Below are 23965 nucleotides of genomic sequence, written 5' to 3' on the forward strand. Positions count from 1 at the left end.
CTTCGGAAAATAGCTCAGGATCCGGATAGCAAGAGGGCGGCCGAATGGCTGCCCTCGTGTTTTGAGTAGTATTGCGTGGCAGGTATGCCAGACTTATTTTTCGCTCTGCAGGTCGCGCGGCTTGATAAAGCGCTCCAAATGACCGGTTCCCGGTGCAAGTTCCGACCAATCCGTGAAATCGAAATCAATGACGGCGAGGGCGGCTGTCGGATATTTTTCCTGGAGGTCGCTCAGTGCTTCAGGTGCGCTGGTTCCGACAAGATCGAGAGCCGTATCTTCTGTCGCGGGATTGTGCCCTATCACCATGACATTCTGAGCTCTGCCGCCGTGTTTGCTGATAAGTGTGGCGTAGCTGTCTTCGCTCTGCCAATAGAGATCCGTCATCAGTTCGATATGGGCTTCCTGCGGTAGATGGGGCATCAGACGTGCGAGCGTTTCCCGTGTGCGCAGCGCGGTCGAGCACAAAATGACGTTCGGCAGGAGTTTCTGCTCGCGAAGGTAACGTGCCATGGTGACGGCAGCGCTCTTGCCGCGCGAATTGAGGGGCCTGTCAATATCGGCGAGTTCCTGGTCGCCCCAGTCCGATTTGGCATGTCTAAGCAAAAGTAGCCGCATGTCGAGGTTCCGGTTTCTACACCGTCTCAATAAATGACCGGAGTGCTTCTACGCAATTGTCATTTTCAGTTTTGCTGTGCCAGCGACTGTTGAAACAGCGCGAATGCTGGGCCGATGTCGTCTTGCTGCGTTGGCAGCGCATAAGAAAGCCACAAGGTGAAGTCCGCCTTTTCTCCGGAAAAGTGCCAGAGCGTCTCGCACAAGCTTGTCGGTGTCCAGTTGCGCGTTCGAAACGACACGCCCGAAGCAGCAGCACCGCTTAGATTGACGGGCTCAAACCCGGCGGCCTTGTAGCTCCTTGCGAACTTGAGGGCTTCCCTGCGTCCGGTTGCCTGAACGTGCTGGCGGACAACCGCGGTCATTCCGTCACGGCCGGTATAAATGCAGCCGGCCAGGCTGGAGGCGTCGCCCTCCATGACCTTGATCCTGTAGAACGGCCCGATGACATCAGGGCATCTAAGGCCAGTGAAGTGACGCAGTCCCTCGACGTCGCTTTGCCAGCCGGCTTCTTTTTCCGGCGGGACTTGCGCCGAAGCGGGCAGGGCGGCAAGTAAACACGCGGCCGGTATGATCACGTGCGCCCAACTTCGCAATCCGGTAGTCCACTTCGTCAATATGCGCTCCTGGCTGTCATGTACGCTCACGCCGGGACATGAAGGCAAGGCGTTCAAACAGATGCACGTCCTGCTCGTTTTTCAAAAGTGCCCCGTGCAACGGTGGTATCAGTTTGCTTCCATCTTGTTGACGAAGCGTTTCCGGATCGATGTCTTCATTCAGCAGCAGCTTGATCCAGTCGATCAGCTCCGACGTCGAAGGTTTCTTTTTCAAGCCTGGAACGTCCCTCACGTCGAAAAAGAGCCGAAGTGCTTCTGACAAAAGCCGCTTCTTTATGCCGGGGAAATGGACTTCGACGATTTCGGTCATTGTGTCCGCGTCGGGAAACTTGATGAAGTGGAAAAAGCAGCGGCGCAGAAATGCGTCTGGCAGATCTTTTTCGTTGTTCGACGTGATGATTAAGACCGGACGCTGTTTTGCCTTTACCGTTTCGCCGGTTTCATAGACATGAAACTCCATACGGTCGAGCTCGAGCAGGAGATCGTTCGGAAACTCAATATCCGCCTTGTCGATCTCGTCGATCAGCAGAACGGGTTTATCTGAAGCTTCGAAGGCCTCCCAGAGCTTGCCCTTGCGGATGTAGTTGTTGATGTCCTTGACCCGCTCATCACCAAGCTGACTATCGCGCAGCCTGGATACCGCGTCGTATTCGTAAAGACCCTGCTGCGCTTTGGTGGTGGACTTCACATGCCACTCGATCAGGTTTGCATCCAACGCTGCCGCTACCTGCTGCGCCAGGACAGTTTTCCCGGTTCCCGGCTCACCCTTCACGAGCAGCGGGCGTTCAAGTGCAACTGCGGCATTGACCGCGACACGCAGATCTTCCGTTGCAATATAGTCGTCAGTACCTTCAAAACGCATTTGGCCGTCCATTCTTCATTCACTGGCCGAAAACTGGCAGGCCCTGCGACAGGACGCAAGCCCGCAAAATGCGCTAGGCCTTCTTCTTCGCCCCAAGGGGACACTCTTGCCCAGCTGACAGGTAGATTTTGCCTGTCGCGACAGAATTTGCTGATTTGATGCCCTCAAGAATTGATTCCGAATTTAGATTTAAGCTACTGAAAAATAACAACTTTGTTCGTCTTCTAGTAAATTGGCACATCCTTTGCGGGTGTCTTGCCGATTATGGGCAGAAGCCCGTACGCGCAATGCCCAATTATCAAGAGGACGACACATGGGTATTTATGGGGCTATCAACTCGGCTGTTTCGGGGCTGACTGCACAGGCGATTGCCTTGGAGAATATCTCCGGTAACGTTGCCAATTCGCAGACAACCGGATTCAAGCGTCTCGACACGACATTTTCCGACCTAGTGTCCGGTGGTGGGGCGACCCAGGGATCACAGGTTTCCGGAACCACCTACGCGACATCGCGAGCTACCAACACCATCCAGGGTGATATCACCCAGGTCGATGTTGACACCTATATGGCAATCAACGGCGAAGGGTATTTTGTCGTGACCCAGGCGGCCGATGTGGTTGACGGATCGACGACCTTCGCCGACGAAACCTTCTATACCCGTGCGGGCGACTTTGAGCGCGATCAGGACGGATATCTCGTCAACAGTGCCGGCTACTACCTGCAGGGCTTTGCGCTGGATGCGGTCACCGGCAACGCGGTTGGCGATGATCCGACGGTTATTCGGATTGAAAACCAGCCGCTTGCGGCTTCGGCGACAACGACTGTCGATTATCAGGCAAACCTGCCGCGTATCCCCAGCACAAATGATTACGACGGATCAACGGCGTCGACAGCACTCCTGGCAGCGGCGGTCGGTACTGGCAACGTGGCTGTAGCAAACGAGACGGACTTTCTGAACAGTTCCATCTCCGGCGGCTCAGTGACGATTTATAACCAAAACGGTACGGCGATGAACGTCGAGGTGCGTTATGCCAAGACGGCGAACGCCGATGTCGGCCCGCCCGTGGTCAATGATACCTGGACCATGTACCTTAGCTCTGGAGGCGACGCGACGACCGCCTACTACGATGTTGGCGACGTTGAGTTCGACACAACCGGTGCATTGACCAGCATGACAGCCGGCGCGATCGGTACCGTCAATGCCACGACCGATGGATTTGATATTGCGTCGCTGACGATCAACGGAACCACAGCAGCGGGTGTCGGTGTTTCTTTCTCCAACAACTCATTGACCCAGTATTCCGACCCTGACGGAACTGCAAGCTCGGTTGCTCTGGACCAGGACGGGTATCCTGCCGGGGAATTGACAGGCGTTGCGGTTGATGAATCCGGCCGTGTGATCGCCAGCTATTCAAACAGCCAGCAGCGTGCCGTTTTTGAAATTCCGCTCGCGACCTTTGAGGCGGAGCAGAACCTGAAGCGTGTTGATGGTGCGGCGTTCGCCGCGACCACGTCGTCGGGCGAGGCGGACTTGACCGGAGGAGGTCAGATACTGGCCAACAACCTGGAACTCTCCAATGCAGACATTGCCGATGAGTTTTCCAAGCTGATCATTACGCAGCAGGCCTATTCGGCCAATTCGCGGATCGTTACCTCCGCGGATGAAATGCTCGACGATGCCCTCAACATGGTCCGGTAATGACACCCTTGCCGACGGGTCATGATCCGTCGGCAAGCCTGGTGCATTAGCGTCCGTCAAAGGAGGACCGGCCATGGGTCTTTCAAGTGCCCTGAACACTGCGGTCTTTGGAATTACCTACAACCAGCGTCAACTCGACGTTACGGCGAACAACATCGCCAACGCCGACACGGTCGGCTATTCCAAAAAGACAATTGCGGCGACCGCATATTTTGACGGCCAGGGAAACGTTGCCGGCCTAACGGCGACGGAACTTACCAGGGTCATCGACGAACAGATCCAGGCGGACTATTTCAATTCGCTCGCAGATACGAATTACGCCAGGCAGATTTCAAACTACACCGATCGTCTGGACAGTATCTTCGGTACCATTGGCGACAACAGCGGGCTGTCCAACCTTGTCGGCAACCTTTCTTCCGCTTTGTCGACGTTGATGAACGATCCGGGCAACTATACCGCCCAACAGGAAGTCATTGCGGCATCGGAAGCCTTTGCGCGCGAGCTCAACAGCGCTTATGGGCGTATCACCGATCTCAGACAGGAAGCCGACGATTCTCTGGCGCTCCAGACGCAGACAGTCAACAACCTGCTGACAAGCATCGAGGACATCGACAACGCCATCAGGGACGCGACACAGTCCAACATTTCAACGGCGGACATGGAAGACGAGCGAGACCGCCTTGTCGAGCAGCTCTCAGGTTATCTCGACATTGAAGTTTCAGACGGAACAAACAACACGCTGTTCATCCAGACCGCGGACGGGCAACAATTATACTCGGACGGTCAGGCGTCGACACTCAGTTTCACGACGACCCACCTGCTGCAGCCCGGTGTCTCCGGGCAGACCGTGACCGCGACAACGCCCGGAGGTTCGACCTTTGACGTTATCGCCGCATCCAATTCGGGCGCAATGATTGCAACGGCTGAGCTCAGGGATGAAATTCTGATCGAAGCACAGAAGCAGCTTGATACGATAGCGGCCGAGATATCGCTCGCGTTTTCAAACGTGAACGTTGAAAGCAGCGCCGTGACAGTGGGTCTTGACAACGGATTTGATCTTGATGTCTCCGCACTGCAGGCGGGGAATACGATCACACTTGAATACACTGACAACGTCGGAGCCGCGCAATCCGTCACACTGGTCGCAGTCTCAGATCCCAGTCTTCTGCCGTTGGACAATACAGCCACTGCAGACGCGAATGACACGGTTTTTGGAATTGATATTTCAAGTGGATTGCCGGCCACTTATATCACGAACATCACCGCAGCCCTGGCCGGCACAGGGCTGCAGGTGAGCAACAACGGGTCGGATGAACTTCGCGTTCTGGGAGACGTAACCGGACCGACAAGCGTTGAGAGCCTCACAGGAAATGTTACCGTCACTGCGAATTCTGACCAGGGTCTCGGTCTGGCAATCTTCGTCGATCAGCGGGCAGGGACGGAAACATTCACGGACGCCCTGGAATCCGGCGGACAGCGGGTCGGTTATGCAAGCGGGATCAGTGTGAACCCAGCCCTTTTGGCCGACAGCTCTCTTCTGGTCGACTACCAGACGACGCCGACAGCGAACACTTCGAACGATCCGGCGCGCCCTGAATTTCTGCACAATGCGTTGAATTCGGGCGCGGTCTATTTCGACCCTGGCGCCGGGATTGGCAGCACGTCCTCGCCGTTCGAAGGCACAGTGATCGACTATATCAATCACACGATCGCGTTTCAGGGGAACCAGGCGGAAGATGCCAAGACCTATGCCACGGCAAAGGAAACCCTGACGACCAATCTCGCGATCCGATACGAAGAAAGCTTCTCAGTGGATCTGGACACAGAGCTTGCCTTCATGGTGCAGCTCGAGAATGCCTATGCCGCCAATGCCCGTGTAATGCAGACCATCAAAGAGCTTTTCGATGAGCTCCTGAACATCGTTTAAGGTGCGCAATGACTTTTTCGACGATCACAACGTCCCGGTCTTATCTCACCCAGCAGCTTAGCGCGCTCAACAACCAGTTGTCCGACAAGACAACACAGCTTGCCACTGGAAAAGTCGGCACGACCTATGGAGAGATCGGGGACAGCCGGTTGCTTGATATCCAGTTGACCCAGAAGGTCAGCCTGATTGAGAGTTATCAGGAAACGATCACCATCTCGAACCTGCATCTGGAAACACTCTCTCTTTCACTGGAGCGACTTGAATCCATACGCCAGGATTCCAAGTCCGCGATGGACACCAATGACTTTATCCTTCAGAACGATGGGCAGACCCAGACACAATCGCGCGCCGAACTGTTGCTGACGGAAACGCTGAATATTCTGAACACGGAAATCGCCGGCTACTACATATTCGGCGGAACGGATGCAATTTCCGACCCGGTTGCCGCACTGGACGCAATCCTTGACGGCACCACAGGCGCTGATGGATTGCGCAGCTACATCAGTGAGTATTCGGAAGCCAATCTCGGTGCAGCCAACAACGGCAGGCTGACCATCTCCGCGTTGACGACCAACTATGCAGGCGCTGTGCCGACGGATTCGACCTTCACGATTGCGGAAGACGGGGCGCACGATTTCGGGTTCGACATTTCCGCTGTGACGTCCACGCTCACCAATGCAGCTATCACAGGTCCTCTGGCGGCAGATCCGGACAGCTTCGACGTTCAATTTACAGGGCAGCCGAACCTTGGTGAAACCATCAAGCTCGACCTGACTATGCCGCCGACCCATACGGAGACAGTGTCGATTGAGCTGACCGCTGCATCCACCAACGAAGCAGAGGGAACGTTCGCGATTGGCGCAGATCTGGAGGAAACGGCACAGAACCTTTTGACCGCGCTCACTGCGGAAATCGAGAATGAGGCGCAAACCACACTGCGTGCTGTTTCCGATGAATGGGCCGGCGACGAGTTTTTTACGACATTTTCCGGCGAGGTCCCGCTTCGTGTGAGTGGTCCCCCCTATTCGACGGCAACAACCCAAACCTCCGGTGCATCAACCACACTCGAGTGGTATGAGGGAAGGAACACTTCCACAACGGACGCGCGTGCCGACAAAAATGCTGTGATCGACTCCGATCTGACGGCGCAATACGGCGTCCGGGCAAACGAAACCCCGCTCAAGGAGCTTGTTCAAGCCCTGGCGACCTTTGTTGCGGCAGACTTTTCCGGTGGCACATCCACCGATGAAGAATACTACAACGAGCTTTCGGCAAATCTGCGCAGCATCCTGCAGCCGGTTGGTGTTGACCAGTCTGGAATTGTCGACATTGCCACGGACATAGCCATCACACACAGAACCGTTTCCCTCACGGGGGAACGTCACGTTCAGATGAAAAGTACGTTTGAGGGGACGATTGCCGACATCGAGGCCATCGATCAAAATCAAGTGGCGGCGGAAATTCTACAACTACAGAACAATATCGAGGTTTCCTATCGCGCCTCTTCAATCATCTTCAATCTGAGCCTGTCCGACTATCTCTAGTGCCTGATCGCCGTCACACCGCTGGGGGCCATTGATCAACAAAAAAGCCGGTTGCGATCAGCACCGGCCTTTTTCATTTTGAGACGTGCAGGGCCTATTCGGCTTCCGCACGGTCCCGCAAACCTTCAGCGATCGCGCGATTGATGTTGATCAGTGAATTGAGCTTTTCAGGATCATCCGTCGTGATGACGGTAATTGTTTGCTTGAAAACAAATACTGCCAACGAGGCAATGTTGTTTTTGATGTCCTGCGGGAGCTGGCTTTCTTCGCTTGTCGCTGACGTTACCAGAATGCTCCAAAGCTTGCGATTGTAGACTAGTGCATCGTCTTTTTCAGCAAGCGTTGAATCACCCCATTCATCCTTGATCAGCTGCAGCCGGGCTGCGGCTTTCATCAGCAGATTCGCTTCCAGCTCTCTCGGTGACATCGCCACCTGACTCGTTTTCTGGTAAGCTTGCGCTGCCTGCTTGTACATGACCGATCAGCGTCCCTTCATACTCAATAAGCTTGCGTGCTTCTTTCAGTGCTTTATAGAAGGCGCCGGTTAGGATGGAGTTACTGATCCTGGTAACATAGGGGATCGTACTCGGCGCAGCTTTCACTATATCGTTGACGAGAGTGAAGTAGTTCTCCTGAATTCTCTCGATATCCGTAGACAGGTACATGAGCTGAACGGCCAGATAGACGCGTTTTGCCGGTGTATCCGCTGTCGCAGGCGTGAGAATGTCTTTTTCTCGCAGAATGGGAGCCTGGCCTTCGATAAAGAGGCGGGTCCGCTGATTGTCATTCGTGATGACACTGTCGCCAATTATAATCCTCTCGCCCGGTTTTAGCTCGACCTTGAGCGCCATTCCGTGCCCTCCACGCTTGAGTATCGCTTCCAAACGTTAACGAATTGGTTAACGACGGCCTCCGATACCTTAATGCTTTTCATCCCGGGTGTTAACCGAACAGGCTCAAGACGCTCTGATCTGCCTGGTTTGCAAGGGAAAGTGCTGTCGATGACAACTGCTGGCGCGTTTGAAGTGCAAGCATGTTGGCACCTTCTTCATTCATGTCGGCAATCGTGAGCTCGCCTGCACCTACCTCAAGAGTATTGATCAGGTTCTGCGTGAAGTCCGTTCTGATTTCGACGGTTGACAGCGACGTACCCATCGACCGGGCTGCCGTTCGCAATTCATCGAGGGCAGCATTGATCGCCTGAAGCGTTCGATCAATATCAGTATCTGACTTAAACTCCGATGCCGCCGCCGTCAGCCCAACAGTTCCGCTGGCACTGCCCAGAGTTGCTCTGTTAAAGTCCGAGTTGTTGCTCGTGATGTCAAAGGAAACCTCGCCAATCAGACTGATGCTGCCGCCCGAGAACGTAGCGTCGAGCCCTTTGACATTGTTGATGAAGGAAACCAGATCACTGACAGTTGTTTCGGAATCGATTTCGATAGAGGCGGGCTCAAAACCGTTCCCATCGGTGATCGTGATGGTGTCTCCGGCCTGGAAGCCCCCTGATGAAATCAGAGTCGCGGTTGAACTTAGTGAAGAGACTGTCAGGGAGGAGGTTGTTCCGCCAGTTGCACCACCGTCGGTGGCCGTACCGCCACCGGCATTGTCTTTGGAAATATAGATCGGGTTCGCGTTACCGGTCGTGAGCGAGATAGAGTCGGTCGCTTCATCGAAATCCGTGTGTAGACCGCTCAGGTCATTGAGAGCGTCGACATAATCCTGAACGGTCGTGATATCGGTTCCCACCGTAAGTGTGGTCGTGCCGGAACTGTCGGTGATCGTTACCTGATCGCCATTCGACCAATCGGCAAGATCCGTCAAATTGGAGGACGCCTGCAGGCCGGTCAGCGAGAGGGATCCCGTCCCGCCGTAGAGGTTGAACGATGCCGTCCCTGTTCCACCGGTGTCCAGGTCGTCGAGGTTAAGGCCGTCATCAAGCGAGGTGTCGGTAAAATCAACGGGGTTAACCGTCAAATTGGACGTGCTGTCCTCGTTGAAGATAACTTCCAGCTCATTGCCGGCACCTGCGAGCAGGTTCTTGCCCTTGTAGCTGGAATCTCGTGCCATATCCTCGATCTGCTCGAGAATGTCATTGTACTGACTGGCAAATTGCTTGCGTTCGAACTCGCTGGATGTCTGGAGTGCCTGGTTGGCGATCGCCTTGGCGGATTCGACAAGTTTCGTGATCGAGGTGATGCCCTTATCGGCCGCCTTGATGGTCTGAACCGCCTGACCCATGTTGTCCAGCAGGTTCGCAAGGTCACTTGCCCTGTCGTTCAGAGACTGCGCCGTAAAGAAAGAATTCGGGTTGTCGAGCGCCGTGTTGACCTTGAGGCCTGTGGCAAGACGTGTCTGGGTAATCGATTGAAGATCTGCCGTTTGCTTGAGTGACAGAAGATTGTCCCGAACCGCGCTTGATAGAACAATATCAGACATCAGACTTCACCGCTTTCCTAAGTTCAGTGTCCGCCGAAAGTGCTTCTCAGAGGCTGCTGAAGTTGAGCGCGCACAATTGACGTAATTCTGAATGGAAAGTTAATCGGTCATGCACTGATTAACGCGATATAAATAAAAGTTACCAAAAGCTTTCTTTTAACCAATTGAAAAATATGACAGAAATCTTGGAGCTTTGGACTGTATTCAGTGTCGGAAATGAAAACGGCGGGCTTTTGGCCCGCCGTTTCTGATTGTCGATGCGTGAGTCGTGCGTACGACTGATTCTTCTATACTTAGAAGAGGGATAGCACTGTCTGGTCCGCCTGCGATGCGAAGGACAGTGAGGTTGAAGCCAGCTGCTGCCTGGTCTGAAGTGCCAGCAGGTTCGCACCTTCTTCGTTGGTATCGGCCAGTGTCAAAAGACCTGCACCTTCCTGAAGAGTATTGATCATCGTCTTTGTGTAATCTTGACGAATTTCAACAATCGAGAGGTTTGTACCGAATTCGGAAGCCTGTGAGCGAAGGTTCGAGAGTGCCGTGTTCAAACGGTCGACAACTCTGTTGATGTCGCTATCGGTCGCAAAACCGGAGTCCGAGAGCGCATCCAGGGTAATCCCGTCAGTATCCGCTACGAAATTCGAGCTGGTAAAGTCGGTATTGTCACTGGTCAACGTCAGATCCGTGTCGGATTCGATCGTCAGCAGACCTGATCCGGTGTCAAAATCAGCTGACACGCCGTTGAAATCACTGATGAAGTTTTCAAGGTCAGCGACCGTTGTTTCATCGTCGATTTCATAAGAACCGAGTTCGAAATCATTGCCGTCAGTCAAGGTCAGCGTGTCACCGACAGCAAACGAACCGGATTCGGTAAGTAGCTGAGACGTCGTTGAGAACGCGGTCGCGCCGAAGGCAAACGAGCCAAGCGTTGCCGTGACCGAACCGCCGGTGATGTGGAAGTCCTCATCGGAATAGACGGTCAGATCGCCCGTGTTGTTGTCGAACTCGGCGCGAACACCGGCAATGGCATTCAGGCCGTCGACGAGATCCTGGACGGTCGCACCTGCCGTGATGTCGCTGGCACCGGAAAGGGCAGCGGGTGCCGTTGCCGTGTCGTTGACAAACGAAAGGGTCGTTGTCGTTGAGATCGCGTTTGAGTCAGACAGCACCGAGCTGGATTTCAGGGTAGACGTACCATCGGTCAGGTTGATGGTTGTCTTGCCGCCCTGAAGCTGCAGCGTCGTTGTGTTGCCTTGCCCTTCAGCAAGATCGGACAGGTTCAATCCGGTAGAAAGGGCGGTGTCGGTGTAATCAACGGATTCAATCGTCAGTTTTGACGTCGCATCTTCATTGAAGATCGTTGTCAGGTCGTTGCCGATGCCGCCGAGCAGGTTTTTCCCCTTATAGGAGCTGTCTTTCGCAACGTCTTCAATCTGTTCGAGTAGGTCGTTGTATTGGGCGGCGAAGGTTTTGCGCTCATACTGGCTTTGCGTCTGCAATGCCTGGTTGGCTTTCGCCTTTGCGGTCTCGACCAGGTCCGTGATGGTCTGAATACCTTTGTCGGCTGCCTTGATCGTCTGCAAGGACTGACCCATGTCGTCGAGCAGGTTGCTCAGATCACCAGCGCGGGAGTTCAAGCCCGATGCGGTGAAGAACGAGTTTGGATTGTCGAGAGCCGAATTGACCTTGAGGCCAGTCGCCAGTTTGTTCTGGACGCCGGACATCAGGTCTGCGGTGGATTGAAGTGTAAGAAGGTTCTGCCGCACGGCAGCTGACAGGGTGATGTCCTTCATCTTAGATATCCCTTTCCTGGGTCAAACTGTACTGCTGCTCTTCCTGAGCAGGTTGATTAGGATCATCTCCTGTTAACCCTAATCATTGGTTAATTGGATGGCATTATACGGTTAATGAGGCGTTAACGCGTTGAGACTGCAGGGAAAATCGGCGGGAATCCGGGAAATTGCCATTTAGGCCGTCAGGGGAGGGAGCGAGCTTCGCGTCAACCGTCCCGGGAATCAGAAAAGGCGGGCCTGGGCCCGCCTTTTCGTTTCGTAGTCAGTTGCGGCGGTCTTAGAAGAGCCGCAGGACGTTCTGGTCTGCCTGAGCCGCGAAGGACAGGGACGTGGAGGCCAGGCTCTGACGGGTCTGCAGCGCCAGAAGGTTCGCACCTTCCTCGTTGGTGTCTGCAAGGGTCAGTTTGCCTGCACCTTCCTCGAGCGTGTCGATTAGGGACTTGGTGAAGTCCTGACGGTTTTCCACGATCGACAGGTTGGTACCGAACGAGGAGGCCTGGGTTCTGAGTGAGCTCAGAGCCGTGTTCAGCTTGTCGACCACCCGGTTGATGTCGCTGTCGGTCGCAAATCCGCTGTCGGAAACAGCCGAGATGTTAATCCCGTCCGTATCTGCAACGAAGTTGGACGCGGCAAAGTCAGCGTTGTCACTGGTCAGTGACAGGTCGGTATCCGACGTGATGCTCAGCTTGCCGGAAGACGTATCGAAGTCGGCCGAAACGCCCTGGAAATCGTCGGCGAAGGATTCCAGATCTGCAACCGTGGTGTCGTCTTCGATCTCGAGCGAGCCGAGTTCGTAGCCGTTGCCGTCCGTCAGGGTCAGCGTATCGCCAACTGCAAAGGAGCCGGTGTCCGACAGCAACTGGGTTGTTGCTGTCAAGGCACTTGCATCAAATGCGAAGGAGCCAAGCGTTGCCGTGACCGAACCGTCGGTGATGTGGAAGTCCTCATCGGAATAGACGGTCAGATCGCCCGTATTGTTGTCGAACTCGGCGCGAACACCGGCAATGGCGTTCAGGCCGTCGACGAGATCCTGGACGGTCGCACCTGCCGTGATGTCGCTGGCACCGGAAAGGGCGGCGGGTGCCGTTGCCGTGTCGTTGACAAACGAAAGGGTCGTCGTCGTTGAGATCGCGTTGGAGTCAGACAGGACGGAGTTGGTTTTGAGCGTAGACGTGCCATCGGTCAGGTTGATGGTTGTCTTGCCGCCCTGAAGCTGCAGCGATGTGGAAGACCCTTCACCTTCTGCCAGGTCCGACAGGTTCAGACCCGTGGACAGGCCGCTATCGGTGTAATCGACAGCGGAAATGTTCAGTTTGGACGTGGAGTCCTCATTGAAGATCGTTGTCAGGTCGTTGCCGTCACCGGCGAGGAGGTTCTTGCCTTTATAGGAAGCATCCTTGGCGATGTCCTCGATCTGCGTGAGCAGTTCGTTGTACTGAGCGGCAAATTCCTTCCGCTCATACTGGCTTTGCGTCTGCAGAGCCTGGTTAGCAATCGCCTTTGCCGATTCGGCCAGCGTCGTGATCGAGGCAATACCTTCGTCAGCTGCCTTCAGCGTCTGGACCGACTGGCCCATGTCATCAAGCAGTGTACCAAGGTCATTCGCCCTTGAGTTCAGGCCGGAAGCGGTAAAGAAGTTGCTGGGATTGTCCAGTGCAGAATTGACCTTCTTACCAGTGGCCAGTTTGTTCTGGACATCGGACAGGAGATCAGCTGTGGACTGGAGAGAATTAAGGTTCTTGCGAACCGCGCTGGACAGTGTGATGTCAGCCATTTTTGATCCTTTCTAGGAACACGAGATACGGAACCCTCCTGGGAACGCGTGTCTAGAAAGCGTCTGATGTTCGTAATATTGATTAAATAAATAGGGTTATCCGCCTTTAACCCTAACTCGAAATGAATCAAACTGTTTAACGGTTGGTAGTCATATCGTTCGTCTATTAACTATATTAGTTTTTTTGAATTCTTACTATTGTTATTCTTCTGCCTGTATACTCAGCCACGTTCATTTTTTGAAGGTATCTTGGATTGGGTTTTTCAAAGATTCAATTTTTACTTGTGGTGTTGTTTAAGGTGTGACTGAAAATTTCGAGAACTCAATTTTGTTAAATCCAATCCGGTTCGTTTTGAAAAAATGGGACGCAGACAAAAAAAGGCGGGCCCGGGCCCGCCTTTTCGTTTCGTCGTCAGTTGCGGCGGTCTTAGAAGAGCCGCAGAACGTTCTGGTCTGCCTGAGCCGCGAAGGACAGGGACGTGGAGGCCAGGCTCTGACGGGTCTGCAGCGCCAGAAGGTTCGCACCTTCCTCGTTGGTGTCTGCAAGGGTCAGTTTGCCTGCACCTTCCTCGAGCGTGTCGATGAGGTTCTTGGTGAAGTCCTGACGGTTTTCCACGATCGACAGGTTGGTACCGAACGAGGAGGCCTGGGTCCTGAGAGAACTCAGCGCAGTGTTCAGCTTGTCGACGACCCGGTTGATGTCGCTGTCGGTTGCAAATCCGCTGTCGGAAACAGCCGAGATGTTAATCCCGTCCGTATCTGCAACGAAGTTGGCCGCGGCAAAGTCAGCGTTGTCGCTGGTCAGTGACAGGTCGGTTTCCGATGTAAGTGACAGTTTGCCGGAGGTGGTGTCGAAGTCTGCCGAAACGCCCTGGAAATCGTCAGCGAAGGATTCCAGATCTCCAACCGTGGTGTCGTCTTCGATCTCGAGCGAGCCGAGTTCGTAGCCGTTGCCGTCCGTCAGGGTCAGCGTATCGCCAACTGCAAAGGAGCCGGTTTCCGACAGCAACTGGGTTGTTGCTGTCAAGGCACTTGCATCAAATGCGAAGGAGCCAAGCGTTGCCGTGACCGAACCGTCGGTGATGTGGAAGTCCTCATCGGAATAGACGGTCAGATCGCCCGTATTGTTGTCGAACTCGGCGCGAACACCGGCAATGGCGTTCAGGCCGTCGACGAGATCCTGGACGGTCGCACCTGCCGTGATGTCGCTGGCACCGGAAAGGGCAGCGGGTGCCGTTGCCGTGTCGTTGACAAACGAAAGGGTCGTCGTCGTTGAGATCGCGTTGGAGTCAGACAGGACGGAGTTGGTTTTGAGCGTAGACGTGCCATCGGTCAGGTTGATGGTTGTCTTGCCGCCCTGAAGCTGCAGCGACGTGGACGAACCTTCACCTTCTGCCAGGTCCGACAGGTTCAGACCCGTGGACAGGCCGGCGTCGGTGTAATCGACAGCGGAAATGTTCAGTTTGGACGTGGAGTCCTCATTGAAGATCGTCGTCAGGTCGTTGCCGTCACCGGCGAGGAGGTTCTTGCCTTTATAGGAAGAATCCTTGGCGATGTCCTCGATCTGCGTGAGCAGTTCGTTGTACTGAGCGGCAAATTCCTTCCGCTCATACTGGCTTTGCGTCTGCAGAGCCTGGTTAGCAATCGCCTTTGCCGATTCGGCCAGCGTCGTGATCGAGGCAATACCTTCGTCAGCTGCCTTCAGCGTCTGGACCGACTGGCCCATATCGTCAAGCAGTGTACCAAGGTCGCTCGCCCTTGAGTTCAGGCCGGAAGCGGTAAAGAAGTTGCTGGGATTGTCCAGTGCAGAATTGACCTTCTTACCAGTGGCCAGTTTGTTCTGGACATCGGACAGGAGATCAGCTGTGGACTGGAGAGAGTTCAGGTTAGCGCGCACTGCGCTGGACAGTGTGATGTCAGCCATTTTGTGATCCTTTCTAGGAACGTGATGTACAGACCCTTCCTGGGTCCAGCTGACATCAAGCAGCCGACTGATGTAACAAAACCTGAAGAAAGTTGGTTAGCGGTTTTTAACCCTAATGAATTGTAAATAATTGAAGTTATTAGGTAATCCAAAGTGGACGTTTAGACGTTTGAGCAATGATTGCCTGCCAAGTGACCAAGGCCGGTCTTTTGTCCGCGGAGTGTCTCTTGCCGGCGCGGCAGAGCACCGAACCGCAAAACCTCAAGCTTTGGTGAGTTCTGAGAAACACAGGAGGTTTGTTTCCGGCAGCTCAAGCAGTTGGCGCACGTGATCCAGGTTTTGAAATTAACGCCGAGAGCGCTTTATGAAACTGATGAGGTTCCGGGGAGGGGCAGCTTGGGTGTTTATGATCTGAAATAGCATTTATTCAAGACACCATCCCGGGCGGAATGGGTGGGCAAAAAATGTGCGGCAGGCGATTGCGATCCGATCCGCGTCTTGCACGGACGGCGAGGCAATCACTCGTGGGGAGTGTCTTTATGGGAAATGCGAGCCGGTAACTACCGGATGCGATCAAGCCATAGGTGCCGGTCAGACAACGAGCTGAACAGGTTTCGACGATTCTTCCGCTTTCTGACTTTCGACAGTATCGGAATAGGCGCGAAGCCGAAGCAGCGTTTCGCTGGGAATCTGCCGAACAACCTGTCCCGTGTCGGTGTTCGTCGCGACGTAGACGAGATTGTTGCTTTTCGGATCCACCACGTTGCGGCGTTCAATCTGCGGCGAATTCCGCTGGGCAGATTGTTGAGCCTGCTCATTGTCCGCAGCTCTGCGACTGTTCTGTGTTTCGCCAGAAGGTCTGACGGTCTCCCTTTCGGGCAACTCAGATTTTGCTGCGGGTTCGTTCTTTTCCGGTGCCCGCGTGACCGGCGTGATCGCCGTATACGTCGGCGATGGCGGCCGGGCTGCTCCCGTATCCAACATCTTTACCTCCGGGGTACTCGATACAAACACCCGTACACTCCCTAGATAGCGCAAGGGAATGAATCTTCTGTTAACGAAATGATTAGAATTTTGTTGGCGTACGATTTTTGCTTTGATTCGTTTTTGATTCGTTCTCGGGCCTCTGTTCGGCCGCGAAGGTGCAAGGCGTCCATGCAGAACAAAATGGCCCTATACGCCGGAAAAAAGGCAGGGGACTGGAAAAGGTTCGAGAAGCCGGACTCACTTTAATAATGCATGACGCCTGCGGACAGGTGTGTCCGCAGGCGTTTTCGTGTGACTTGTCAGACTGAAGCGACGTCGACTACAGCGCCTGGTTTACGGCGATGCCGCGCGCCGACTGCGGACCGGAGGGAGCCGCGCCATCACGGCCATATGTGGTCGGCGCCGAAGCATTCTTGGCACCCGCTGCCTTTGCAACCGTCGAGACCAGGTTATTCGCAACATCGCGCGCCGTGGAAAGAACTGCCAGATTGATCCTGAGAACCGGTTGAAATTCTCCGTGCTGGCGCCGCAGCGCCTGGGTGGCAGAGGAGGACAGATTGCCGAGCGCAACCGCATGTTCCTTCGCGGCCATCATGCCCCTTGTGTACTCGTGTATGAGGCGTGCCTTGTCAGGCTGAAGTTCTCCGGCTTCCTTCAGTTTGCCGGCTCTTACCAGATCGGTTTCCATCTCGATTACGGAAAGCAGTGCTTCCATGGTGCCAGACAGCGCAGAACAGAAGTTATCGGCATCCTGTTTGCTCGTCGGTCGGTCCAGCGAAAATGGAAGCGTGTTGGTGTTTGGCTGTGCGGTCATAGAGCCCCCTCCTGCAATGCAATCAGTTCACGTTCGACGCTGTCGGCAAGGCCGATCCCACCTGCTTTGGAAATGGAACGCGCATATTCGTCGATCAAAAGGTCCTGCCAGGCGTCCGAGCCGGTTCCGCCGCCCCATGTCCCGCCCTCGTTCAGCCCCGTGAACATGTTCTGAAGCATGGTGTTGAGAAACACCGCCTCGAATTCTTCGGCTGCTTCACGGACGGAACTCTTGTTCGTCGTATCGACGCCGCGGATCGCATTCAGAGGATCGGCCTGGCTGGTGAGCGGTGCAACGGACTGCAGCATCACAGCACCTCGATTTCTGCTTGCAGGGCGCCTGCCGCCTTGATCGCCTGAAGTATCGAAATCATGTCACGGGGACCGATGCCCAGAGCGTTCAACCCGTCAACAAGCTGCTTCAGCGTTATGGTCTCCGGAACGATTGCCAGTTTCGTGCCTTCCTCATCCACACCAACCTCTGATCTTGGGACCACAACAGTCTGACCATTGTCGCTGAAGGGAAGGGGCTGTGAAACCTGCGGCGATTCCGCGATTGTCACCGTCAGATTTCCCTGGGCGACAGCCACCATGGACACTTTCACGTCCTGGCCCATGACAATTATGCCCGAATTCTCGTCGATGACGATCCGTGCAGCGAGATCGGGTTCAACGATCAGCTGTTCAATATCGGTCAGCAGGTCGACAATGTTTCCGTCGTAGCTTTGCGGCAGATCGAGGCGCACAGTCCCAGGGTCGAGCGGTTCCGCGGTCGGCATTCCGATCAGTTCATTTATCGAAAGGGCAACGCGCCGCGCTGTTGTCAGATCAGGGTTTCTCAAAGCCAGACGGAGCGATGTCAGCGAGGCCAACCTGAATTCCAGTTCCCGCTCCACAAGACCGCCATTGGCAATCCGGCCGGCCGTCGGCACACCTCGGACAACCGAAGCCGCATCGGCCTGCGCTGAGAAACCACCGATTGCCACTGATCCTTGCGCAATGGAGTAAACTTCGCCATCCGCGCCGACCAGCGGTGTGACCAGCAATGTACCGCCCTGAAGTGAATCCGCGTCACCCAGTGCGCTGACGTTCACGTCGATCCGCGTACCCTGTGTTGCGAAGGGAGGAAGATTGGCGGTGACCATTACGGCGGCGACTGTGTTGGTGTTCAGCGCAATGTTGCGTGTATTGACACCAAGACGCTCCAGCATCGCTTGCAGGCTTTGCTGGGTAAATGGCGTGTTGTTGAGTGAATCACCGGTGCCGTTCAAGCCGACAACAAGACCGTAACCGATAAGCTGGTTTTCCCGGATGCCTTCAAAGTCCGCGATATCCTTGATGCGGGAGGCTGCTTGAACGGATGTGAAAGCGACGCTCGTACCGATTAATGCGAGCACGACAACGCCGAGAAAGCGTTCCAGCCGTTCGATGAAATTCCTGCCCAAATCTCGCATATTGCCCGGTCCAGTTCTGTTGCTTCGGCCAGATTGCCGGCTCACACACTTTGCTTTTGCGTTATGCGAAAGCCGTGCCATCACAGGACAGTGTCGATTACTTTAGACTAAGCATCTGAAATACTGTGCATTTCCCGGCACTTTTCGATCCAGAACAGGTCCTTAGTGTCAAATTGAGTTAATCAATCCTTATTGTCGGCAGGCAAATATTGCCTCCTTTGCACGGACTCACGTACTCTTCCCGGCAGATTCTGACAGGCTCTATGAAAGATCCGGAGAACGCTGGCCGATCTCGAGATCTGTCGGACTGGAACATGATCATGCGCATTACAGGAAGCAAACCCGTCACGGGTGTGCAGGGCAGGGGAGCGAAAAAGCAGGCCCCTTCCGGCACCGAACAGTTTACGCCGGACCTGGGAGGCGAGGTCACGCAATCCACCCAGGTCGCCGGCGGTACTGCAATTCAGGGCATGGATGCTCTGCTGGCGCTGCAGGAAGTCGACGGGCGCGAAGAGCGCCGTTCCAAGGCGGCGAGGTATGGGCATGCATTGCTCGATACGCTCGAAACAGTGCGGGCGGACCTGTTGGCAGGTGTCGTATCAGAGGACCGGCTGGAGGTCCTTTCAAGCCAGCTTACAAACCGTCAAACCAGCGGAGACGAAAGGATCGATTCGGTTCTCGAGGAGATCGAGTTGCGAGTGAAAGTTGAGCTCGCCAAGCTCGGACGTTTCACGGACAGCTGATGGCGAAAATCGTGATTAATTTGCGGTAAAATGGTACAATTGGACCTCAACAAATTGAAAGATATAACTTTTTTTTAATGATATTTTTCGGAAATGAACCGTTGTCGGCTGACAGAACCGGCTATATATTGCGCGCGGCCTAACGGTAATCCGGAGCTATCGATGACGGTTGAAATTGAGTCTGACTATCGACCCTCGGAAGACGAGCCGTTTATGAACGACAGGCAGCGCGAGTATTTTCGAGACAAGCTGCTTGCATGGAAAGACGAGATTCTGAAGGAAAGCAAAGAGACTTTGACGAACCTTCAGGAAGAGAGCCAGAACCACCCCGACTTTGCCGACCGCGCATCGTCTGAAACAGACCGCTCCATTGAGCTGCGCGCACGGGACAGACAACGCAAACTCATTTCAAAGATAGACGATGCTTTGGAACGAATTGCGGACGGGAGTTATGGATATTGCGAGGAGACCGGTGAACCGATCTCCCTGCGGCGCCTGGAAGCCAGACCGATCGCAACGCTTTCGATCGAGGCTCAGGAGGCGCATGAGCGTCGCGAGAAAGTATATCGCGACGACTGATTTCCAAAACGGCTGACCTGCCGGCTTTGTGGCAGGTTCCAGGGACTTTGAGGCCTTCCTGATCCAGGAAGGCCTTTTCTTTTTGCGGAACCTGCCCGTTAGAGCGTGATCCTGTATCTGGCGAAGCCGTCTGCGCCGTCGCCAGCCGGTTCAATACGAACGCCTTGCACCGACTTGGCGTGTTTCGTCCCTCCAGGGCCGGTTTCAAACAGGACCGTGGTGTCGGGGACCGGGCTGAACTTCCAATTCGTGTCCGCTGCAGGGTCGATCGTTCCCTTGTCGACAATGAAGCGCACCAGAACGTCACGGTTGGTATCGGGGCCCACAAACACCACGACATCGTCATTGATGCCGGGAAAATTGCCACCACCGCCTGCCCGGTAGTTGTTGGTTGCCACGACAAAGGTCTGGTCCAAATCCAAGGGCTTTCCGTCGAATTGCAAATTCACGATCCGGTTCGCATCCGGATTGATCAATTCACCTTGCGGATCGTACTTGGACGGTTGTGTCAGGTCGATTTCGTATGTGACGCCGTCCATGACGTCGAAGTTGTAGCTCGGAAACTCCGAATTGATCAGGGGCTGATCCGATTTGCCCGGTTCCACTTGCTGGAAAATGCCTGCGGACCGCTCCAGCCATTCCTTTACCGCGCTTCCTTTGATGGCGACGGCCCTTACGGTGTTCGGGTAGAGATAAAGGTCTGCAACGTTCTTGATGGCGACGTCGCCGACCGGCACGTCCGTATAGTATTCCGCGCCGCCACGGCCACCTGCCTTGAAGGGGGCAGCGGCGGACAGGATCGGGAGTTCTTCCCATTCGGTTCCTTTGAGCATTTGCTCTATGTACCAGGTCTGCGCATTTGAAACGATCTGGACACTCGGATCATCTGCAACGAGCGCGAAATAGGAATGAAGCGGTGCGGATGTCTTGCCAACCGGGCGGCGGACATAGGCAAGCGTTGCCTCGTGATCCTCGGTCACGGCGTCGAGCACATCCTGCTGGCTCTCGACCAGCGGCGTCACATCTCGCCCTTCTTTCTTGAAAATCGGGCGCGCCTCGGTGAGGAAATTTGCGATACGCCAGCCATTGCCGTCGCGTTCCAGCATCAGATCGATGACACCGAGGTGGGAACCCCAGAAACCGCCCATCGCGGCGGGTTTTCCGAACAGCGTTCCCTTTGTGCTGTCGATACCTGGCAATCCTTCATAGTCAGGGCCCGGAAATGTCAGGTGATGGTGACCGGTGAAAACCGCGTCAATGCCGCCGACTGCCGCCAAATGAAGGGAGGCGTTTTCCATGCCCTCGGCATAATCGCTGGAATCGATGCCCGAATGAGACAGGGCGATCACGAGGTCGCAACCCTGTTCACGCATTTCAGGGACGAATGCCTTTGCGGATTCAACAATATCCCGCGCGTTGGCTTTGCCTTCGAGATGCCGGCGGTCCCAGTTCATGATCTGCGGTGGAACGAAGCCAATGAAACCGATCTTGATCGGATGCATATTGCCGGCGCCATCCTTGATCTCCTTTTCGAGGATCACATACGGCTTCATGAAGAGCGAATCCTCGCGGGCATTTGCAGCAAGGGTCGTGCCCTTGACGAGATTGGCGCAAACGACCGGGAAGTTGGCGCCTGCCATGACCTTCATCATGAAGTCCAGACCGTAGTTGAATTCGTGATTGCCGAGCGCTGCGGCATCAAAGTCGAGCACATTCATACCTTTGATGACCGGGTGAATGTCTCCTTCCCGCATACCGCGTTCATATGCGATGAAGTCGCCCATGGGGTTGCCTTGCAGAAAGTCGCCATTGTCCACAAGCACGGAGTTTGTGGCTTCCTCACGGATCTGTCTGATCAAAGTCGCGGTTCTGGCGAGACCGGCGGTGTCGATTGGGCGGTCGCCGTAATAGTCGTACGGAAAAACGTGGACGTGAAGGTCGGTGGTTTCCATCAAGCGAATATGCGCCGAATTTTCTGCCGCAAGCACGGAGTAGGGGTGGAGCGCTGTCATCATTCCTGCTGCAGCCGTGCCCAGGAGGAGATTGCGCCGCGAGAGGGAAAAGTCGTTTACTTTAGACATGATTTTTCTCCAGTTCAGCTGAATGGCTTGCAAGACGCGGGCGAGGGAAGCACCCGAAGGGCCTTCCATGACTCGCACGCTCGGATGGATGTCAGGTATGTCGACTGAATTACAGTCCTGTGACAATGAGACATACAAATCCGGAAATTTTCAAGCGGCCTTTGGGCGGGGAATTGCAGGTACGGGAACACCTTAATTTTTCTGGATCTGGGGAACAGTTCGCAAATTGTCGTTTGCAAGAAATGCGTCATCCCAGACAAGAGAACGGGCACGGCACTCGGGGAGCGAGATGCCGTGCCCGTTTTCAGCCGCTACGGACAAGGTTTCTAGAACACCCTGTCCGAAGCTGGCCGGGGGACTGAAATTCGAATAAACCGGATCAGAATGGCAGCAGTATATCCAGGACCTGATTACCGACGCGCGGCTGCTGAACTGTCGTGATCTGACCTCTTCCGCCGTAGCCGATCCGTGCCTCGGCAATCTGTTCGCTGGCTACGCGGTTATTGGCGGTTATATCTTCAGGCCGGACGATACCGGCGACGATCAACTCGCGTACTTCAAAGTTCACGCGGACTTCCTGCCTGCCTTCGATCACAAGATTGCCATTCGGCAGCACCTGGGTAACAACCGCTGCGATCTGGGTCTGGAGTGTCTCTTCCCTGTCAACGCTTCCCGCGCCCTGGAAGCTTGAGTTGCTTCCGACATTTGCAAGGTCGCTGGCGGCGGTACCTGCGGGCAGGAAGATGGTGTCGATAGCCGTGCCGAGCGCGCCACCTACACCGGCGCCGTTCGATTCTGTCCGGTTCCGTTCCGTGGTGTTCTCGATCTCGGCTTCGTCGTCGATCGTCACGACAACGGTCAGGATATCACCCACCTGACTGGCGCGCTGGTCTTTGAAGAATGCGCGGCTTCCGGACTGCCAGAGCGAATTCGGATTGTAATGCACCTGCTGCGGCTCCGGCATCGGCATTTGCACCGGCCGGTAGCCGGGCGTCGTGGTCGGGTCCTGGATTGCATTCAAGGCAGGCTGCTGGCCGACTTGTGCGAGCTGGTCGGCGGTGCTGCAGCCGGCGGCAAGCGCTGCCATAGCGATACTTGCAAGCAGCTGGCGATAATGGGTTTTCAACATCAGTTGGTCTCGCTGTTCAAGCTGGCAACAACAGGATTGGTGGCGTGAACGCGCACCTGGCCGCGTGAGGTGACGGTCGCTGGAACGATGCGACGCGACTGGAGGTTCATCACGTCGATGACGTCTCCCTTGGCACCGGGATCAAGCGCCTTGGCGCGCGATGTGAGTTTCACGCCAGGCATGTTGAAAGTGATGGTGACCTTGTCGCCCCGATTGACGAGAACCGGTCTCTGGAAGCTTCTGTGCGACAGCGGGGTGTTGGCGCGAATGTTTGTTTTTGCTTCCTTGCCCACGATCTCTTCGGGTGCAAGCAGCGCTCCGGCGGGTACCTTGGACCGCATGAGGCGCATGCTCGTAAGGTCCTCCTCCTTCAGGAGATCGCCGCGGCGCAAAGGCTGGGCAAGAACGGTAACGTCAACCATCTCGTGTGCAACGCCCGACAACGTCAGACGCTCGGTACCGTGTTCGACCGCGACCGAAACCTGGATGACAAAATGTCCGTTTGTTTCGGACCAGTCGACACGATCGAACCGTATCGGGTCGGCAACCTTCGGATCCGCCAGGATGCGGTCTGGTGCCTGCAGCAGTTTGACGTCCAGAACGTCTGGGCCGAGCGCGGCGTTGCGCCCTGCGAGCGCATTGCGAACAAGACTTTCGAGCTGATCGCGATCTATTTTGGTCGCACCGCGGTGTACGACAACGCTTCTGAGACCGTCAGTTCCTGCTGTTTCAAGTCCTGCCGCCCTGGCGCGTTCGGCCACGATGCCGGCGGCAACGTTGCCGGATGTCCCCATGTCAGGAGAGCGAAAGAGCGGCTTCGACGCATGCAGACCGGCGTTTGAATAAAAGTCTCCGACGGTGACGATTTCCGACAGGGTCATGACCTGCGAGCGCAGGACCGGTGGTTCTTCAGCCAACGCGGTTCCGCTGGCGAAACCCGTTAGCAGCAAGCCAATTGCGGCTTTGTAAAGGTGTTTCATCATCTCAACGATCC

At 55.1% G+C, this 23965-nt stretch carries 21 protein-coding genes; 5 read left to right on the forward strand and 16 right to left on the reverse strand.

Annotated elements, in window-relative coordinates; genetic code table 11:
• Positions 1-93: 93 nt before the first annotated feature.
• The 3 genes from Q0915_RS05340 to Q0915_RS05350 all read right to left on the reverse strand — a co-directional run bounded on the left by Q0915_RS05340 (position 94) and on the right by Q0915_RS05350 (position 2091).
• Entirely contained in the window at positions 94-615 is a 522-nt protein-coding gene (locus Q0915_RS05340) for a histidine phosphatase family protein (RefSeq protein WP_299474311.1), read from the reverse strand.
• A 65-nt stretch (positions 616-680) separates the two neighbouring features.
• Positions 681-1229, reverse strand: a complete 549-nt coding sequence (locus tag Q0915_RS05345; RefSeq protein ID WP_299474314.1) for a hypothetical protein — start codon at positions 1227-1229, stop codon at positions 681-683.
• A 16-nt stretch (positions 1230-1245) separates the two neighbouring features.
• The gene (locus Q0915_RS05350) at positions 1246-2091 is read right to left on the reverse strand and encodes a MoxR family ATPase (protein ID WP_299474318.1); all 846 of its coding nucleotides are present in this window, start codon (positions 2089-2091) and stop codon (positions 1246-1248) included.
• A 313-nt stretch (positions 2092-2404) separates the two neighbouring features.
• Between Q0915_RS05350 and Q0915_RS05355 the strand changes: the two genes are divergently transcribed.
• The 3 genes from Q0915_RS05355 (at position 2405) to Q0915_RS05365 (ending at position 7261) form a co-directional block, all read left to right on the forward strand.
• The gene (locus Q0915_RS05355; protein WP_299474321.1) at positions 2405-3790 is read left to right on the forward strand and encodes a flagellar hook-basal body complex protein; all 1386 of its coding nucleotides are present in this window, start codon (positions 2405-2407) and stop codon (positions 3788-3790) included.
• A 73-nt stretch (positions 3791-3863) separates the two neighbouring features.
• Positions 3864-5717 carry a flagellar hook-associated protein FlgK gene (gene flgK / locus Q0915_RS05360; RefSeq protein WP_299474324.1) on the forward strand — a complete coding sequence of 618 codons (1854 nt, stop codon included), beginning with the start codon at positions 3864-3866 and terminating at the stop codon, positions 5715-5717.
• Between the two features lie 8 nt (positions 5718-5725).
• Positions 5726-7261 (forward strand): flagellar protein, encoded by a 1536-nt coding sequence (locus tag Q0915_RS05365; protein WP_299474327.1) that lies wholly within the window; start codon positions 5726-5728, stop codon positions 7259-7261.
• 94 nt (positions 7262-7355) lie between these two features.
• Here Q0915_RS05365 and flaF read toward each other — a convergent pair whose 3' ends face one another.
• From flaF to Q0915_RS05415, 10 genes are all read right to left on the reverse strand, one after another.
• Positions 7356-7736: a flagellar biosynthesis regulator FlaF gene (gene flaF, locus Q0915_RS05370; RefSeq protein ID WP_366525237.1), complete on the reverse strand. Its 381-nt coding sequence runs from the start codon at positions 7734-7736 to the stop codon at positions 7356-7358.
• Positions 7618-8112 carry a flagellar biosynthesis repressor FlbT gene (gene flbT, locus Q0915_RS05375; protein ID WP_299474333.1) on the reverse strand — a complete coding sequence of 165 codons (495 nt, stop codon included), beginning with the start codon at positions 8110-8112 and terminating at the stop codon, positions 7618-7620. The genes flaF and flbT overlap by 119 nt, the downstream gene beginning before the upstream one ends.
• Positions 8113-8203: 91 nt before the next feature.
• Positions 8204-9697 (reverse strand): flagellin, encoded by a 1494-nt coding sequence (locus Q0915_RS05380; RefSeq protein ID WP_299474336.1) that lies wholly within the window; start codon positions 9695-9697, stop codon positions 8204-8206.
• Between the two features lie 293 nt (positions 9698-9990).
• On the reverse strand, positions 9991-11487 hold the full coding sequence (locus tag Q0915_RS05385; protein WP_299474339.1) for a flagellin: 1497 nt from the start codon (positions 11485-11487) through the stop codon (positions 9991-9993).
• 277 nt (positions 11488-11764) lie between these two features.
• A complete protein-coding gene (locus Q0915_RS05390) occupies positions 11765-13261 on the reverse strand; it encodes a flagellin (protein ID WP_299474342.1) in 1497 nt (498 codons plus the stop codon).
• A gap of 427 nt (positions 13262-13688) precedes the next feature.
• The gene (locus Q0915_RS05395) at positions 13689-15185 is read right to left on the reverse strand and encodes a flagellin (RefSeq protein ID WP_299474345.1); all 1497 of its coding nucleotides are present in this window, start codon (positions 15183-15185) and stop codon (positions 13689-13691) included.
• A gap of 591 nt (positions 15186-15776) precedes the next feature.
• Entirely contained in the window at positions 15777-16169 is a 393-nt protein-coding gene (locus Q0915_RS05400; protein WP_299474348.1) for a hypothetical protein, read from the reverse strand.
• Between the two features lie 322 nt (positions 16170-16491).
• A complete protein-coding gene (locus Q0915_RS05405) occupies positions 16492-16986 on the reverse strand; it encodes a flagellar protein FlgN (RefSeq protein ID WP_299474351.1) in 495 nt (164 codons plus the stop codon).
• Positions 16983-17294, reverse strand: a complete 312-nt coding sequence (locus tag Q0915_RS05410; protein WP_299474354.1) for a rod-binding protein — start codon at positions 17292-17294, stop codon at positions 16983-16985. Before Q0915_RS05410 ends, Q0915_RS05405 begins: the two co-directional genes overlap by 4 nt.
• The gene (locus Q0915_RS05415) at positions 17294-18439 is read right to left on the reverse strand and encodes a flagellar basal body P-ring protein FlgI (protein ID WP_299474357.1); all 1146 of its coding nucleotides are present in this window, start codon (positions 18437-18439) and stop codon (positions 17294-17296) included. The genes Q0915_RS05410 and Q0915_RS05415 overlap by 1 nt, the downstream gene beginning before the upstream one ends.
• A 320-nt stretch (positions 18440-18759) precedes the next feature.
• On the opposite strand from Q0915_RS05415, the gene Q0915_RS05420 reads away from it, so the two are divergent.
• Positions 18760-19182 (forward strand): flagellar assembly protein FliX, encoded by a 423-nt coding sequence (locus Q0915_RS05420; RefSeq protein WP_299474360.1) that lies wholly within the window; start codon positions 18760-18762, stop codon positions 19180-19182.
• A 162-nt stretch (positions 19183-19344) separates the two neighbouring features.
• Entirely contained in the window at positions 19345-19761 is a 417-nt protein-coding gene (dksA, locus tag Q0915_RS05425; RefSeq protein ID WP_299474363.1) for an RNA polymerase-binding protein DksA, read from the forward strand.
• Between the two features lie 98 nt (positions 19762-19859).
• Here the strand turns inward: dksA and Q0915_RS05430 are convergent, their stop codons facing one another.
• From Q0915_RS05430 to flgA, 3 genes are all read right to left on the reverse strand, one after another.
• Complete coding sequence (locus tag Q0915_RS05430) at positions 19860-21842, reverse strand: bifunctional 2',3'-cyclic-nucleotide 2'-phosphodiesterase/3'-nucleotidase (protein ID WP_299474366.1); 1983 nt, start codon at positions 21840-21842, stop codon at positions 19860-19862.
• Positions 21843-22221: 379 nt separating this feature from the next.
• On the reverse strand, positions 22222-22971 hold the full coding sequence (gene flgH / locus Q0915_RS05435; RefSeq protein ID WP_299474369.1) for a flagellar basal body L-ring protein FlgH: 750 nt from the start codon (positions 22969-22971) through the stop codon (positions 22222-22224).
• Positions 22971-23954, reverse strand: a complete 984-nt coding sequence (gene flgA / locus Q0915_RS05440) for a flagellar basal body P-ring formation chaperone FlgA (protein WP_299474372.1) — start codon at positions 23952-23954, stop codon at positions 22971-22973. The genes flgH and flgA overlap by 1 nt, the downstream gene beginning before the upstream one ends.
• Positions 23955-23965 lie beyond the last annotated feature (11 nt).

It is taken from the genome of uncultured Roseibium sp., assembly GCF_947494555.1.
Lineage (GTDB): Bacteria > Pseudomonadota > Alphaproteobacteria > Rhizobiales > Stappiaceae > Roseibium.

Bases quoted from the DNA above. Each gene is read 5' to 3' on its own strand.
- Q0915_RS05365 (WP_299474327.1), top strand. From the start codon at position 5,726: ATGACTTTTTCGACGATCACAACGTCCCGGTCTTATCTCACCCAGCAG.
- flgH (WP_299474369.1), bottom strand. From the start codon at position 22,971: ATGTTGAAAACCCATTATCGCCAGCTGCTTGCAAGTATCGCTATGGCA.
- Q0915_RS05340 (WP_299474311.1), bottom strand. From the start codon at position 615: ATGCGGCTACTTTTGCTTAGACATGCCAAATCGGACTGGGGCGACCAG.
- Q0915_RS05400 (WP_299474348.1), bottom strand. From the start codon at position 16,169: ATGTTGGATACGGGAGCAGCCCGGCCGCCATCGCCGACGTATACGGCG.
- Q0915_RS05395 (WP_299474345.1), bottom strand. From the start codon at position 15,185: ATGGCTGACATCACACTGTCCAGCGCAGTGCGCGCTAACCTGAACTCT.
- Q0915_RS05405 (WP_299474351.1), bottom strand. From the start codon at position 16,986: ATGACCGCACAGCCAAACACCAACACGCTTCCATTTTCGCTGGACCGA.
- Q0915_RS05410 (WP_299474354.1), bottom strand. From the start codon at position 17,294: ATGCTGCAGTCCGTTGCACCGCTCACCAGCCAGGCCGATCCTCTGAAT.
- flgA (WP_299474372.1), bottom strand. From the start codon at position 23,954: ATGATGAAACACCTTTACAAAGCCGCAATTGGCTTGCTGCTAACGGGT.
- Q0915_RS05380 (WP_299474336.1), bottom strand. From the start codon at position 9,697: ATGTCTGATATTGTTCTATCAAGCGCGGTTCGGGACAATCTTCTGTCA.
- Q0915_RS05420 (WP_299474360.1), top strand. From the start codon at position 18,760: ATGCGCATTACAGGAAGCAAACCCGTCACGGGTGTGCAGGGCAGGGGA.
- Q0915_RS05385 (WP_299474339.1), bottom strand. From the start codon at position 11,487: ATGAAGGACATCACCCTGTCAGCTGCCGTGCGGCAGAACCTTCTTACA.
- flaF (WP_366525237.1), bottom strand. From the start codon at position 7,736: ATGTACAAGCAGGCAGCGCAAGCTTACCAGAAAACGAGTCAGGTGGCG.
- flbT (WP_299474333.1), bottom strand. From the start codon at position 8,112: ATGGCGCTCAAGGTCGAGCTAAAACCGGGCGAGAGGATTATAATTGGC.
- Q0915_RS05355 (WP_299474321.1), top strand. From the start codon at position 2,405: ATGGGTATTTATGGGGCTATCAACTCGGCTGTTTCGGGGCTGACTGCA.
- Q0915_RS05350 (WP_299474318.1), bottom strand. From the start codon at position 2,091: ATGCGTTTTGAAGGTACTGACGACTATATTGCAACGGAAGATCTGCGT.
- dksA (WP_299474363.1), top strand. From the start codon at position 19,345: ATGACGGTTGAAATTGAGTCTGACTATCGACCCTCGGAAGACGAGCCG.
- Q0915_RS05390 (WP_299474342.1), bottom strand. From the start codon at position 13,261: ATGGCTGACATCACACTGTCCAGCGCGGTTCGCAAGAACCTTAATTCT.
- Q0915_RS05430 (WP_299474366.1), bottom strand. From the start codon at position 21,842: ATGTCTAAAGTAAACGACTTTTCCCTCTCGCGGCGCAATCTCCTCCTG.
- Q0915_RS05415 (WP_299474357.1), bottom strand. From the start codon at position 18,439: ATGCGAGATTTGGGCAGGAATTTCATCGAACGGCTGGAACGCTTTCTC.
- flgK (WP_299474324.1), top strand. From the start codon at position 3,864: ATGGGTCTTTCAAGTGCCCTGAACACTGCGGTCTTTGGAATTACCTAC.